This is a genomic window from Bacteroides stercorirosoris (assembly GCF_900142015.1).
Taxonomy (GTDB): domain Bacteria; phylum Bacteroidota; class Bacteroidia; order Bacteroidales; family Bacteroidaceae; genus Bacteroides; species Bacteroides stercorirosoris.
The window spans coordinates 51,996-67,039 of the sequence record NZ_FQZN01000009.1 but is presented as its reverse complement, the minus strand read 5'-3'; the positions used below and the strand labels follow the sequence as shown (position 1 = coordinate 67,039).

7 protein-coding genes are annotated in these 15,044 nt (G+C 49.5%); all 7 read right to left on the bottom strand.

The annotated features are described in order from the left end of the window. Positions 1-14: 14 nt before the first annotated feature. The 7 genes from BUC01_RS08500 to BUC01_RS08470 all read right to left on the bottom strand — a co-directional run bounded on the left by BUC01_RS08500 (position 15) and on the right by BUC01_RS08470 (position 15,012). Complete coding sequence (locus BUC01_RS08500) at positions 15-3,083, bottom strand: SusC/RagA family TonB-linked outer membrane protein (RefSeq protein ID WP_073313355.1); 3,069 nt, start codon at positions 3,081-3,083, stop codon at positions 15-17. 366 nt (positions 3,084-3,449) lie between these two features. Continuing rightward, positions 3,450-4,853 (bottom strand): glucoamylase family protein, encoded by a 1,404-nt coding sequence (locus tag BUC01_RS08495; protein ID WP_073313352.1) that lies wholly within the window; start codon positions 4,851-4,853, stop codon positions 3,450-3,452. Between the two features lie 143 nt (positions 4,854-4,996). Next, positions 4,997-7,300: a beta-glucosidase BglX gene (bglX, locus tag BUC01_RS08490; protein ID WP_073313350.1), complete on the bottom strand. Its 2,304-nt coding sequence runs from the start codon at positions 7,298-7,300 to the stop codon at positions 4,997-4,999. Between the two features lie 19 nt (positions 7,301-7,319). Further along, a complete protein-coding gene (locus BUC01_RS08485; protein ID WP_073313348.1) occupies positions 7,320-8,840 on the bottom strand; it encodes a RagB/SusD family nutrient uptake outer membrane protein in 1,521 nt (506 codons plus the stop codon). 95 nt (positions 8,841-8,935) lie between these two features. Then, the gene (locus BUC01_RS08480; protein WP_025834598.1) at positions 8,936-11,974 is read right to left on the bottom strand and encodes a SusC/RagA family TonB-linked outer membrane protein; all 3,039 of its coding nucleotides are present in this window, start codon (positions 11,972-11,974) and stop codon (positions 8,936-8,938) included. Between the two features lie 730 nt (positions 11,975-12,704). Beyond that, positions 12,705-13,637: a ComEA family DNA-binding protein gene (locus BUC01_RS08475; RefSeq protein WP_025834599.1), complete on the bottom strand. Its 933-nt coding sequence runs from the start codon at positions 13,635-13,637 to the stop codon at positions 12,705-12,707. A 4-nt stretch (positions 13,638-13,641) separates the two neighbouring features. Then, complete coding sequence (locus tag BUC01_RS08470) at positions 13,642-15,012, bottom strand: sodium-dependent transporter (protein ID WP_025834601.1); 1,371 nt, start codon at positions 15,010-15,012, stop codon at positions 13,642-13,644. Positions 15,013-15,044 lie beyond the last annotated feature (32 nt).

Genomic DNA, 15,044 nt, shown 5'->3' with positions numbered 1-15,044 from the left:
TAATGGGTTATTTCTTAGAAATCGATTCTCAAACCTAATGTATAAGTCGATGTCAAAGGATATACTTCTGTATCCCAACCTTGGCTGTCGGACAATTCGGGAGTGAATGCGTTGGCCTTGAAGGTGGTGAACGGACGGTCGGCAGTCAGACTGAGGCGCAGGCCCGGCATGGTATAGTTGCCTAACTTGAGGTTACGGAATGTGTAGCCGAGTGTAATGTTCTGGATGCGGAAGTAGTCGGCGCTTTCTACAAAGTAAGAGCTATACTTCTGGTCGCTTACATTCCAGGGTTTCAGCAGGGCGGCAGCTGAAGGGTCAGAGTTTGTAGAACCTGGTCCAGTCCAACGGTTTTCGTATTGGGCACGGTCGAAGTTATAGTTTTGCGAGGAATAGCGGAGCGCACGCTTACGGTTGAACATCTGAGCTCCGGCCTGTCCGTAAGTGGTCAGTTGGAAGTCGAGGTTCTTGTAATTGAGGCCGAGGTTGATGCCATAAGTGAAGTTGGGGATATAAGAGCCCAATGTGGTACGGTCGTTTCCGTCGAGAACACCATTCCCGTCGAGGTCGGCATACTTCAAGTCACCCGGTACACAGCCGTTGGCAACCGCAATAGGGTCAGCGGCAACTTCCGCATCAGTTTGATAAACGCCTATCATCTTGAATCCATAGAATGAGTTCATTTCTTTTCCTACGATATTCACTGTTTTGCCTCCTCTGATGATGCTGTTGCCGTTCAGGTCTTTCACGCGATTTCTTAAGGTAGAGAGATTCACACCTATATTATAGGAGAAATCTCTGCCGATTTTATCGTTCCAGTTGACGCTTACGTCAATACCGGAGTTGAGAATCTTACCGTAGTTACCTGCAAGGGTAGTGGTGCTGAACGGGAGAAGCGGAGCGATTACGGCATTATTGGTCATACGGTGATAGTAATCGACGTCAATGTTCAGGCGATTGTTCAGCGTGATGAAGTTTACACCGGCATTCCACTCTTCAACAACTTCCCACTTCAGCCAACTGAAGTATGTAGTGTTCTGATAACCTGCAATGGTAGAGTTGCCGAATACACCGGATGCAGCGTTACCGGTAGCGATAGAAGCAAAGCCATCACTTGCCGCAACATGGTCGTTACCCAGCTTACCCCAGCTTGCACGCAGTTTCAGGAAGTCAATCCATTCCCGGTCTTTCAGGAACGATTCTTCCGACAGAACCCAGGCGGCACCTACTGAAGGGAAGTATCCCCAATGTTCCTGGTACTTGCTGGAACCGTCGGCGCGCATCGTAAACATCAGCAGATATTTGTCATCGTAATTGTAGTTGAGGCGGGCAAAGTAAGAAAGACCTCTGTAACAGTAGCCATCATCCTTTACGGTAGCACCTGCCGCATCACCGTTCTTGATGTACCAATATTCATCCGCTCCATCGGGAACGTTGCTTGCTTTACCTTCGAACATACGCCATTGTTCCTGACGCATGGAGTAACCTGCCATTGCACCGAATCTGTGCTTTCCCCATTGGTCATTGTAGGTCAGGGTATTGTCCCAGATATAGTTATAGTACTTGTTTTCGTTCTTTGTAAGTTGGGTGGTGGCTGATTGCTGCCAGCTGCTTACGTAGTACTTCGGAGTAAACTCACGGCCTTGGGTGGAAAGGAAACTATAAGAATAGTTTGTCTTGAAATTCAGTTTACTGGGGATGAAGTCTATCTGTGCATAGAAATTACTCAGTACCTGATAATTCTCTTTGCTTGAGTCGAAATATTTGGCAGTTGCAATGGGATTATAGAAGTTTGACGTATAACCGATTGCGTCCGGAGAGCCAAATTTATCCGGGAAACCTTTCTCGTTAAATTCGTCATCATAAAGAGCTACGATAGGCGGACAGTTGAAAGCCTTCTGCCATGCCTGGTTATTGGGCACCTGCTGGGTGGAGTTACTGAACACGCCGTTGAAGCCGACTTTCAGCCAGTTCGTTGCATCATAATCGACAGAGCCACGGAAGTTCATGCGTTTATAGTTGTTGTCAACATCCATAATACCGTCTTGATACAAATAGCTCACACCAACAGAATAAACAGCTTTCTCCGAACCACCGTTGATGTTCAAACTGTGGTTGGTGATGGCGGCAGTACGCAAAAGCTGGTCATACCAGTCATTGTCTGCTTTGAAAGTCCAGTTGTGAAAGTCGGGGTCGTCATGACTGCCGCCGTATTTGTCGATGGACTGTATGAAGTGCGTCTTATAGGAGTCGAAGTTACCTTCGAGAAGCATGGTTGCATATTCGTGTGCATTACAGAGTTCGAGCACATTGGAGGCTTTCTGAATACCTACATAACCATCGTATGTAATCTTGGCCTTTTGGTTGCGTGAGCCTTTTCTGGTAGTAATCAGCACGACGCCGTTTGCGGCGCGTACACCATAAATAGCGGCTGCCGAGGCATCTTTCAGAATAGACATTTCCTGAATATCTGCATTGTTCAGGAAGTTGATGTTATCATAGAACATGCCATCTACCACGAACAGCGGTGTGCTGTTGGAGAAAGAACCGACACCACGGATTTGGACGGTAGGACCTTCGCCCGGGGCACCATTATTCACAATATTGACACCGGGGACTTTTCCCTGGAGGGCTGCCATTGGGGTAGGCGACGGCACGGCTGCAAGTTCTTCACCCTTGACTACCGTGATCGGTGCTGTCAGGTCTTTGGCCTTTGCTGCACCATAGCCGATAACAATAACCTCTTCCAACTGCTGTGAATCTTCTTTTAGTGTCACATTAATGACCGAACGTCCGTTCACCTTTACATCCTGTGTCAGCATACCTATATAGCTGAAGATGAGTGTTCCGTTTCCGGGAACATCCTTTAATGTATATTTACCATCCAGGTCGGTAACCACACCATTGCCGGTACCTTGCACGAGGATGGATACACCAATCAGTGCGTCACCCGAGGTATCGGTTACGACGCCTGTCACTGTTTTTGTTTGGGAGATTGCCGGCATTGTCACCAATAGCAGGCATGCCGCTAATAATAGATTTTTCAGCCATGAGGCTTTTTTCAGAAGATGTGTCTTACTCTTCATCGCATTAAATTTTTTAGTGGATAACTCAGTTTCTTTTATTCTTCGCTCTGCGCAGGGCTTGAATTCAACTTCATCGCAAATGTAGGAATTTCAGGAAACGGAAAGCAAAAAAGATATTCACCACAAATACATCTCCCCGATTTTTAACAAACAGGAGACTACTCATTTACTACTCAAATTGATTTAATGCGTTGTTTATTAGAATTATAAAGATAGGGACGTAAGGATTGACTTTTGAAAAAGCGGAAGCCGGCAACGGGGATTGTGTACTGTTGTCGGCTTCTTTTTATTTAATTATATGAATCAGTAGTTGAATTTACCTCCTTTCTGTAGCGGTTATGAATGAATTTCAACTCCTGATTCGTTTTAATTGCTGATTGAGAATCCCAATTTCTTTAGTCCTGCCTGTACATCCGGATGACTCATGAAGAGTTTCCATAGCAATCCGGTGCGGTAGTTCTCTATCATGACGGCTATCGGGCCCTGGTCGATGGCGAGATAACGTTTGGGATACCAGTTTTCCGTTTCGCTGAAGGCATCGTAGAAACCGTAAGGGCCAAAGACTTTGTCACCCATTTCGTAGAGATGGCGCATGACGGCAAGGGACTGTTCCGGGGTATAAACGATGGATGACAGGGCGGCGGTGGGGGAGATGACGCCGTGATCGTCTTTCTCGTTCGGCATATGGGCGGCATAGCCGTTGACGGAGTAGCTGGCGGTCAGTCCCCAACAGTCGACACCGAAGCCTTTCCAATGTTTCGGATTACGGATGCAGTAGGCACGGTTGACGAGGGTCAGGTTGCGCATCTCGTCGAAGTAGCTGGCGCAGTATTCGTCTTTCAGCCCTGTGGGGTCCAGACCGAGGAAGGAATAGTGAGCCCAGAAGAGAGGGCCTGCTTCACAGCCCTGGTAACGCAGATGGAGTTCGATACCTTCGACTTTGTGGGGTTCGACGATAGCGCCGTTTTGTGCCCAACCGTCATGATAAACGGTAGCGGGAACTCCGTGAGTAGGCGATGCGGCGGCAAGGATGTACATGATGAGACATTCGTTGTAGCCGTGAACGGGAAAGTCCATAGCCCAACCGTATTCGGGACTCCAGTGCCAATAGAGGACGTTCTGGTCGCCCTGACGGTAGAAGTTCCAGTCTACATCACGCCAAAGAGTGTCGATGCGGCGGGCAAGAGATTGCTCGCGGGCTGTCAGGGTACTGTCGGCTTGGGAAGAATCTCCTTGAGAATAATCTTTGGGAGATACTCCTTTGTCGTTACCGTTGACGTAGTATTGGTGTGCGGCAAGCAGTCCTTGTATGAGGAAGGCCGTTTCGACGAGGTCACCGCCGTTATCTTTCTGCCCGAAGGGTTTCACTTTTCCGGTATCTCCATACCACCAGTGTGGATAAGCACCGTGGAAGCGGTCGGCTTTTTCGAGGAAGGAAACTATCTTTTCCATACGGGCGAGACCTTCGGCACGGGTGATGTAACCACGGTCAATACCGGAAATCAGGGCCATGATGCCGAAGCCACTGCCGCCGGAGGTGACGACGTTCTGATCTTTTTCGGGATAGATGCCGTCCATGTGGATGCGTTCGGGAGCAAGACCGCTGTTGGGTTCGGCACCCTCCCAGAAGTAGTTGAAAGTAGTGCGCTGGACAGTGTCCATGAGGGCATCATCGGTAAGCGGGGAGGTACTGCCGGATTTAGAGTTCTTGCAGCCTCCAAGAAAGAGGAGGAAGAAGAGGGGAAAAAGGTATTGAGGTATATGCTTCATATTAATAAAGGGTTAATGAGTGAATGATGATATAAATGATAATTTAATGAAGAATGATGAATGAAGAATGAAGAATTTGGCTGCGCTATGCAAGCATGTCGCTAGGTAATTCTTCATTCTTAGTTCTTCATTTCGATAAATTATCATTTCAGTGTCAACCTTGCCGTCTTCACAGCCTGGCTGTCTCCACCGATCATGATATCAAAATCACCCGGTTCTGCAATGTAATTCAGGTTATAATCATAGAAACGTAGCAGGTCAGGGGTTATCTTGAAAGATACCGTCTTGCTTTCTCCGGCGCGGAGGAAGATTTTATTGAAACCTTTCAGTTCGCGTACCGGACGGGTGATGCTTCCTACAAGGTCGCGGATGTAAAGCTGTACCACCTCTGCACCGTCACGTTTTCCGGTGTTGGTTACGGTGACTACGGCCGTCACGGAACCGTCTTTCCCCAGTGTCGGCGTGCTCAGAGCAATGTCGCTGTATTGGAAAGTGGTGTACGACAAACCATAACCGAAAGGATACAGCGGTTCATTGTCCACATCCAGATAATTGCTGCGGAACTTCTCGAACCATTTGCCTTCCGCCAACGGGCGTCCGGTGTTCTTATGATTGTAGAACAAAGGTATCTGCCCTACATTCTTCGGGAAAGTCATTGTCAGCTTGCCACTCGGATTTACGTCACCGAATAAGACGTCACCGATGGCATAAGCCGCCTCACTACCGCCGAACCATACGTTCAGAATGGCAGGAACGTGTTCCTGTTCCCAAGTCAGCGTCAGCGGACGACCGGTGAAGAGAGTCAGTACAACGGGCTTACCGGTTTTCAGCAGAGCTTCCAGCAAAGTGTGCTGCACGTCGGGCAAGCCAAGTTCCGTGCGACTACTGCTTTCACCGCTCATTTCGGAAGACTCGCCCAGTGCGGCTACGATTACATCGGCTCCGGCGGCCGTCTGAAGGGCTTCGTCCAGCAACTCCTTATCCGTGCGGTTGTCGCGGTTCAGCGAACGGCCGAACATCGTGGCACGTTCCTCGTAGGCGGCATCGCCGATGAGGTTACTGCCTTTGGCATAGGTGATGTTGACTTTGCCTGCCATCATTTCTTTCAGACCTTCGTAGAGGGAAGGATAATCGTTGAGGCGGGCGGCTACACTCCATGTGCCCGGCATATTGCTGCGGGTGTTTCCGAGGGGGCCGATGACAGCAACGGTGCCTTGCTTTTTCAATGGAAGCACACCTGCACTATTCTTTAAGAGCACAAAACTCTCTCCGGCAATCTTCCGTGCCACGTCGCGGTGTTCTTTGGTGAATATATCCCGTTTCGGACGGTTCACGTCGCAGTATTTATAAGGATTATCAAATAATCCCAGTTTATATTTCGCTTCCAGTATCCGGCGGCAGGCTGTGTTCAGCGTAGCCATCCGTACTTTACCTTCCTTGATGGATTTCATCAATGTACCTACGAAACCTTCGCTCACCATATCCATGTCCACTCCGGCATTCAAGGCGAGGGCGCTGACGGTTTGCAAATCGCCCACGCCGTGCTCCACCATTTCGGAAATGCCCGTGAAGTCCGTTACTACGAAACCCTGGAAACCCCACTTGTCACGGAGTAAGTCGGTCATCAGCCATCGGTTTCCGGTGGCAGGTATGCCGTCCACTTCGTTGAAGGAAGCCATCACACTGCCCACACCGGCTTCTACGGCAGCTTCATACGGGTACATATATTCGTTGAACATCCGGTTGCGGCTCATGTCCACGGTGTTGTAGTCGCGTCCGGCCTCTCCGGCGCCATACAGGGCGAAGTGCTTGACGCAGGCCATGATTTCATCGTTGCGATGCAGTTGGTCTTTCAAATCCGTACCCTGGTATCCGAGGACCATAGCCTGTGCAATAGCTCCACCCAGGAAAGGGTCTTCTCCCGAACCTTCGGAGACACGTCCCCAACGTGGGTCGCGGCTGATATCCACCATCGGGCTGAACGTCCAGGAGATGCCGTCGGCACTTGCTTCGATAGCGGCGATGCGGGCGGACTGCTCGATGGCTGCCATATCCCAGGTGCAGGACAATCCCAGAGGGATGGGGAAGATAGTCTCGTATCCGTGTATCACGTCCATGCCGAATAGCAAGGGGATGCCGAGGCGTGATTTTTCTACTGCGAGTTTTTGTACTTCAAGGATGCGGTCTACGCCTTTCAGGTTGAAAAGGCCGCCTACCAGCCCTTTCTCGATTTTTTGCGCCACGTCGCTGCTTTTGGCCTGTCCTGTGGTGATGTCGCCTGTGACGGGTAGGTTCAGCTGACCAATCTTCTCTTCCACGGTCATCCGTTTCATCAGTGCGTCGATGAATCGGTCCATGTCCAGCGGGGAATTCTGCGCCTGTGCGGCTGCCAAACTCATTAGGGTGCCCAGCAGCAACAGACTTGCTTTTTTGAATATTGCTTTCATATACTTCAGTTTATATTAATTAGTAGTCCGGGTTCTGCACCAATACCCCGTTCGATTTATCTATCTCAGTCTGCGGCAAAGGCAACAGTGCGTTCTTCGGCTGATAGTTCTTTCCGGCAGCCTGGAGCACTTCCTGTGCGATACCCCAGCGCACGAGGTCATAGAAACGGTCGGGCTCCAATGCCAGTTCTACGCGGCGTTCGTGGCGGATGGCCTCGCGCAGGACATTTTGGTCAAGAGACTCCACTTTGGGCAATACATCCGTCAGCGTGCCGCGGGCATGTGCACGTACCTGTTCCAGATAACCGCTTGCTTCGCCCATCAGACCTTTCTCGTTGGCCGCTTCGGCAGCCATCAGCAATACGTCCGGATAGCGGATGATACGGATATTCACCCAGAATCCCATGCGGGTGTACTTACGGCGCAGTGCAGGGTCTGTATAAGCCTTCTTGTTGAAGTAAGCGCCCATGGCGGTAGATACGGGTGATTCGCCGTATGGCTTGTTAGTCGTTTCCGGGGTGATAGGTTCTTCGTCACTGCGGCGGAAGTATATCAAACTGGCATCTTTGCGGGGGTCACCTTTTTCAAAAGCCTCGCCCATCAGTTTGGTAGCCATGTGCCAACCCCAGCCGAGGTCGAAGTCGCCGGCTCCACGCACACCCTGTACCTGGCAGAATTGGCTGCCGATGCTGGCGTCTTCCTTCATGGCATCGGTGGCTTCGCATTGTAACTCGAAAATGCTTTCACCACAGTTCTCACCTTCCACGGTGAAGACTTTATCTACCGGAGTGTTCAGATTGTAGATGCCGGAAGTGATGACTTCGGTGGAAGCCTTGTACATGTTCTCCCAGTCACCCCGCATCATGTAGGTGCGTGCGTGCAATGAGCGTGCGGCACCCCAGGTGAGTCGGCCCGTGTAGTCGCTGTCCCATCTCAGGGGCAGGCAGTCTTCGGCTTCGGTCAGGTCTTTGTCAATCTGTTCGTATATCTTCTCGGCAGTGGTTTTGGGGACATTGGCATCGGAGGCTTCCACTACTTTGATGGTCACCAGAGGCACTTCGCCAAAGGCACGCACTAGGTTGAAGTAACAGTAGGCACGGAAGAAGAGCGCTTCGCCGCGGTTGCGGATGGACTCGGTGTCATCTTTGTGGTCACTGCCCGCGATGTCGTCCAGAATCTCATTACACTGGTAGATGATTTTGTAGTTCTGGCTCCAGTAGGCGCCCAACGGGCCATTGGAAGCCGTATATTCAAAATCGTCCCACATAGCGGCCTGTTCGCCACCGTCACCGGCATCACTACCCTTTTCGGAGTCCTCGCTGCGCACCATGTGCACCATGAAGGCGGGGATACCTGCGGTGATGTCGTAACCACGCATCAGATAGTAAACGTTAAATATCTTTCCGCCTACAAGGGCGTTCGGGGCGTCATCTTCCGTGAACTGTCCCAGCGGGTCACGGTCTAGAAAGTCATTACAAGAACTGAATGAGAGGGCGGTTGCGCCAATCAACAGTGACAGGATATATTTTTTTATCTTCATAATTTAAAGGTATTAATGGTTTAGGATACTATCTCAATTCCTCTCCTCCTGGGAGGAGAGGTGCCCAAAGGGCGGGGTGGTAGGTAAAAAATCCCCTAAAACGTCAGGTTAAATCCGAATGTATAAATGGCCGGCATCGGATAACTGCCGTCATCCACTCCGAAGGCAATGGCACTTCCGCCCAACTCCGGTGTATATCCGGTGTTATGCTTCCACGTCTTCAAGTTCTGTATGTTCACGTAGAGTTTCAATGCCTGCATGCCGATTTTGGAAATCAGCGCCTTGTCGAAGTTGTAAGCTAGAGACACGTTGCGGATGCGGAAGAACGAGCCATCTTCTATGTAATATTCAGAATTCATATTGTTGATGCTATGCTTCGTGTTCAGCAGCGGTTGGGTGTTGCTGGTGCCTTCTCCATGCCAACGGCCCATGCGCTGCGCCATGAAGTTGAACTGGCTCCAGGTATAATTGTCCCATGTGCGGTAAATCTGATTACCGCCTTGTCCCATCATATCCACGGACAATTCCCAGTTCTTATAACCTGCCCCGAGTGTAATGCCGTAAGTGACATCCGGAGTCGGATTACCAATCATTGTACGGTCTGCCGTAGTGATTTCACCGTCACCGTTCACATCCCGGAACTTGAGGTCACCCGGAGTGACGGTTGCCAGCTTGTTCTTCGGAGAGTTGTCTATTTCCTCCTGGCTCTGATAAACACCTTCCACCTTGTAGCCATAGAAGTACCCGATAGGATAGCCTGCCATTGTGTAGCTCTGGCTCTTGTCTCCGGCAATGATGGAGTAACCGTCTTGCACGAGGCTCAGGACTTTATTCTTGATGGTTGCCAGGTTTACTCCCACGTTATAGTCCCAGTCGCCGATCTGGTCGCGCCAACTGAGGGCAAGTTCCACACCCAAATTCTCAATGGAACCCAGGTTACCGATGCCCGGCACTGTTCCGGAGATGCCCGGCACTTCTGCCAGCAGGTCTTTCGTTTTCTTCTTGTAGTACACACCTTCGAAGTGCAGGCGGTTGCGGAAGAAGTTGGCTTCCGCACCTATTTCCCAAGCTTCCACTTTCTCCCAACGCAGGTTAGGATTGGGCAGATAGGCAAGCTGGTAGCCCGGATAGATGGCGGACGGAGTACCGAATACGGCGGAATAGGCATTCGTCAGCAACGGTTCTGCCGGATAAGCCCTGTCCAGGTTCTGATTGCCCAGTGTGCCCCATGAACCTTTCAGCTTCAACATGTCCAGCCACTCGATGCCTTTCATCCATTCTTCCTCGCTCATCAGCCAGCCCAGACCTACGGAGTAGAAGTTCTGCCACTGATTGCCTGTGTAAGAGAATGCGGAAGAACCGTCGCGGCGGTAGGAACCGTTGAACAGATACTTACCTTTATAATTGTAGAGGATACGCGCCAGCACCGACACTGTGCTACGTTCCCATTGTGTACTTCCGTTTGTGGCTGTGGCTGCATCACCGATGCTTACATACCATTTATCGGAGTTGTCCGGAATCACCAGACCTACGCCTTGTGTGCGGGCTCCGTTCAGATTTTCGAGCTTATTATAATAGGTGGTGAAACCGGCTGTAGCCGTCAGGTTGTGGTCGCCCCACGAGTTGGTGTAAGTCAGCAGGTAGTCGCTTTGCACTTTCATTTCTGTTTCTTTCGCCTGGCTCACTCCGGTTTTTCCGGTGCCCAGCGTGGCGATGTCTCCTTCGGCGCTGGCGTCATACACCTGTATAATCGGTGTGTAAGTCCGCGTGCTGTTGGATGCATAATCCAGTGAGAACATAGCCTTGAACTGGAAATGTTTCAGGAAGTCCCATTGTCCGTATATGTTGCCCGAACCGCGGTAATTTTCCGCTTTCGTGGTGTTCGCTTTCAGTTCCACGTCTACCATCGGGTTGTTCATCTGCGCTTTCTGGAAACCGGGGAGGGAAGTATACAGCCCATATTCTTCATTGTAGACCGGAGCTACCGGAGCCGCACGCAGGGCAGTGGCGACACTCTTCGTGTCAGCCGGCAGCATACGTGCGCCGTTGAACTGGAAACCTACCTTGAAGTTATCCGTCACCTTGTAGTCATTGCTGATGTTCAACGTGATTTTGCTGTACTTCTCATTTTTGATGTTGCCTTGTTCGTAGGCATAACCTGCACCGAGGTAGAAACTGTGTCTGTCGGAGGCACCGGTGATGCTGATGTTGTTGTTCGTGATAAATCCGGTCTGGAAGATTTCGTCCTGCCAGTTGGTATTGCCGGTCCAGTCGGAGAAATTGTATTCCGGGTTGCCTTCGTTTCTCAGCTGTTCGTTGTACAGCAGTTTGAAGCCTTCTGCGTCTACCATCGCAATCTTGTTTGTGATGGCTTTGAAGCCGAACGAGCCGTTGATGTTCACACGGGTCTGTCCTTCTTTGGCTTTCTTGGTGGTGATGATGATGACACCGTTGGCGCCACGCACACCGAAGATGGCGAGTGAAGAAGGGTCTTTCAGGATTTCCATAGACTCAATGTCCTGGGGATTCAGGAAGTTAATGTTGTCATTGAACAGTCCGTCCACTACATACAGCGGTTTGTAGCCATTGATGGAGTTCGTGCCGCGCACGCGGATTTCCGGGTCGGCGCCCGCCTTGCCGGAGTTGATGATTTGCACACCGGCCACTTTGCCTTGCAGGGCGGACAGCGGGTTCGCAACCGGTTTGTTGGCAATCTCATCACCTTTAATGTTGGTGATGGAGCCGGTCAGGTCACGTTTTTTGGCACTACCGTAACCGATGACCACTGTTTCGGCAAGCATCTGTGAGTCTTCTTTCAGCTGGACGTTGATGACGTTACGGTCGCCTACCTTGATATTTTGTTTCTCCATGCCTACGTAGGAGAAGTCGAGGGTGGCACCCGCCGGTACTTGGATAGAGTAGTCTCCATCCAGTCCGGTTACTACGCCGGTATTGGTGCCTTGTACCACTATAGATACACCTATCAGCGGTTCATTAAATGAGTCGGTAACGACACCGGTCACGGTGCGTTCCTGAGAGAAAGCGGTGGTACCTATCAGTAGGAAACACACCGCCAAGAATAGTTTTTTAAGCCTTAGGGCTCTCTTCATAGGAGGGTTCAGGTTTCTCTTCATTGCATTAAATTTTTATGTGAATGATATATTGCATCAGAACAATGAAAAGGAAAAAAAGATTTCAAAGGCTTTTAAATCCTGGGTTTTTAACACAATGGAGGGAGGAGAAAGGGGAAATTGCCGGACGGAAGGAATAAATTATTTCTATTTGCTTCGTATTCAGAAGATGATTCCTGTATGCCTTTCTTTTTTCGCCGCTTGGCTGACAAGACTTGTTTTGTCAGGCATTCTTTCTTCGTTCCACTATAGTTGTCCTTGCGTTCCACTATAGTTGTCCGCAAGGAACACTATAGTTACCCTTGCGGACCACTATAGTGGAACGAATAAAAAGTAGGCAATGAGGAAAATCTGATTAGCCAATGGGAAGAGTCCGAATAGCATCTTGACGGAGAATCAGATGCAGTGCTTTGTACTCTTGATTTTGATTCAAAACTGTGTAGAAATGAAGCAAATGATGATTTAGCGTAGCCCAAGCCTGAAAGGCTTTTATCTTATAGCCCAGGGCAACGCCCTGGGTAATGGATGGCCTCACAATCTTACGCCCTGTAAGGGCAAAAGCCGATGTGTGCTGTTATGCCCTTACAGGGCGCAGGGATAAACATTACTCAATTCCCAGGGCGCTGCCCTGGGCTATAAGATAAAAGGCTTTCAGCCTTGAGCTGCGCAATGAATGCCTGCTCTGTTCAAATCCCGTCAGGACTGAACAAAGCATTTTGTTTACCCAACGGCATCACTCAAAACAAATATACTGGCTGATTCTTTCTAAATCCGCTTCCGTAAATTCCTCATAGAGAGAGAAAGGTTTAAGGCTTGTCAGCGAGCCTTTTTTCTTACGGTATTCTACAAATGCCTTGGCCTGATAGAAGTTGATATAGGGGTGGGAACGCAACCTGTCTACGCTGGCGCGGTTCAGATTGATACGATGAATACTTGCCGGCTTTATACTGAACCAATCTTGCAACAGCCGGTCGTCGAGATGGATATCCCTCAATTGCTCAATACGATAAAATCCACCTAACTGTTGTCTGTAACCCACGATCAAGCGGGCTATACCGCTTCCGATGCCGGGTATCTTTTTTAGTTCGGTGGTGTCGGCAAGGTTCAGATCGATTACAGTGCCGGATGCATACTTTATATTTTCTATTGCTGCAGGTTGGTGGATGTATAATTGTGGTGTGTTGCGAATTGTATCTTCCGGAGCAATGTATATATAAGCTGAAAGAACAGCATATTGTTCCTCCGTCATGCCATATATCTTTTTGAAATCTTCCGCTTTCCGGAACTTGCCACCTTTGGAACGGTAATGCAAAATGTTTTTAATCATCCAGGCAGGTAAACCTAAATGCCGGAATGCGGTAGAGTCTGCCCTGTTCGGATTGAAAGGTGTCAGAACTACAGGGGTACTTTCTTCCTCTCGTTCATAAGAGGTGTATTGTTTCTTCCGGGGCGATGCTTCCTCTTCCAGTGAAGCTATGAATTCCTCGTATTCCTGCCGGACAGTGGCTTGTTGCGCTATATCCATCGGGCGGATATTGCCTCTTTGTTGCCACACTGATATAAAATACCCGGAGAGAAGAACGATACCTATTGCGACTATGAGCGCCAGTATGCCTCGTCTTTCTCCCCGGGAGAAATAAAAGAAATCTTTGAATGGATTTTGCATCTTCCTACAACTTCAGAAATCCTAACTCTTTGATGAAGATGAGTGAAATTGCTATTGGAGCTATAAACCTCAATATGAATATCAGCAGTTTGTAGAACGTTACTTTCAGTGTCCCGTTGTTGCTTACCTCTTCCCAGACTATCTTCTTGTTCAGATACCAGCCGGTGAAAAGGGAAATGCACAGGCCACCTAACGGTAACATAATCTTAGCCGTAACGAAGTCGAACAAATCGAACAGGTTCAGGCCGAATATAGTGTAATCTCTGCCTACCCCCAGCGAGAGCGAGCATAAGATACCTAAAAACATACAACCGCCCGTCACGATACTTGCCGCACGTTTACGGCTCAGATGGAATTCTTCGTGCAGATAAGCCGTCACTACTTCGTGCATGGAAATGGTGGAAGTGAGTGCGGCAACCGCCAGAAGGACATAGAACATGACGGAGAATATATATGCCAATAAAGGTATACCGCTAAAAGCCTGTTGAAATACATTCGGCAACGTTATAAAGATGAGGCTCGGCCCTGCATCGGGCTGGATGCCTACCGAAAATGCTGCCGGGAAGATGATAAGTCCTGCCAATATCGCAACGAATGTGTCGATGATGCTGACACTGAAAGCTGTCTTCGTCAGATTCGTGTCTTTCTTGAAATAAGACGCATAGGTACAAAGACATCCCATTCCCAGACTTAAAGAGAAAAAGGCTTGTCCCATAGCGCTCAGGAATACGTTCGCATTCACTTTATCCCATTCGGGTTTCAGCAGAAACTTCAGACCTGCGCCCGAACCCGGCAATGATATGGAGCATGCCGCCAATATGACCAGCAGGACAAATAACATCGGCATCATAATCTTGGCAGACTTTTCAATACCTTTTTCCACTCCTTTTACGATGATGAAATGGGTGGCAAAGAGAAAGAGCATCAACCAGATAACCGGCCGCCAGGGATTTGCGGAGAAAGAATTGAAGGTGTTGATATAATCGGCTGACGTTTTCCCGGCAAAATTATCCGTAACTGCCTCACCGATGAACTCCAACGTCCATCCGGCCACTACCGAATAATAGCTCAGAATCAGGAATCCCGCCAATACACCCATCCGGCCCACCCAACGCCAGTGTGTGCCCGGTGCCAGTTTCTGATAAGCTCCTGCTGTGTTGGCGCGCGAGTGACGGCCGATAAGGAACTCGGATACCATGATCGGAATCCCTAAAATAAGTACGCATGCCAAATAGATGAGAATAAACGCGGCACCGCCGTGATTGCCGGTCTCATAAGGAAACCGCCAGATATTTCCCAGGCCGACTGCGGAACCTGCCGAAGCAAGTATGACGCCTAATTTGCTCCCAAAGTTGGCTCTATCATTTTTCGTCATAAAAAAGTAGATTTTTCTTTCATTTCGTTATT

Coding starts and splice junctions, on each gene's coding strand:
- BUC01_RS08480 (WP_025834598.1), bottom strand. CDS start 11,974: ATGAAGAGAAACCTGAACCCTCCTATGAAGAGAGCCCTAAGGCTTAAA.
- BUC01_RS08475 (WP_025834599.1), bottom strand. CDS start 13,637: ATGCAAAATCCATTCAAAGATTTCTTTTATTTCTCCCGGGGAGAAAGA.
- BUC01_RS08495 (WP_073313352.1), bottom strand. CDS start 4,853: ATGAAGCATATACCTCAATACCTTTTTCCCCTCTTCTTCCTCCTCTTT.
- BUC01_RS08500 (WP_073313355.1), bottom strand. CDS start 3,083: ATGAAGAGTAAGACACATCTTCTGAAAAAAGCCTCATGGCTGAAAAAT.
- BUC01_RS08470 (WP_025834601.1), bottom strand. CDS start 15,012: ATGACGAAAAATGATAGAGCCAACTTTGGGAGCAAATTAGGCGTCATA.
- bglX (WP_073313350.1), bottom strand. CDS start 7,300: ATGAAAGCAATATTCAAAAAAGCAAGTCTGTTGCTGCTGGGCACCCTA.
- BUC01_RS08485 (WP_073313348.1), bottom strand. CDS start 8,840: ATGAAGATAAAAAAATATATCCTGTCACTGTTGATTGGCGCAACCGCC.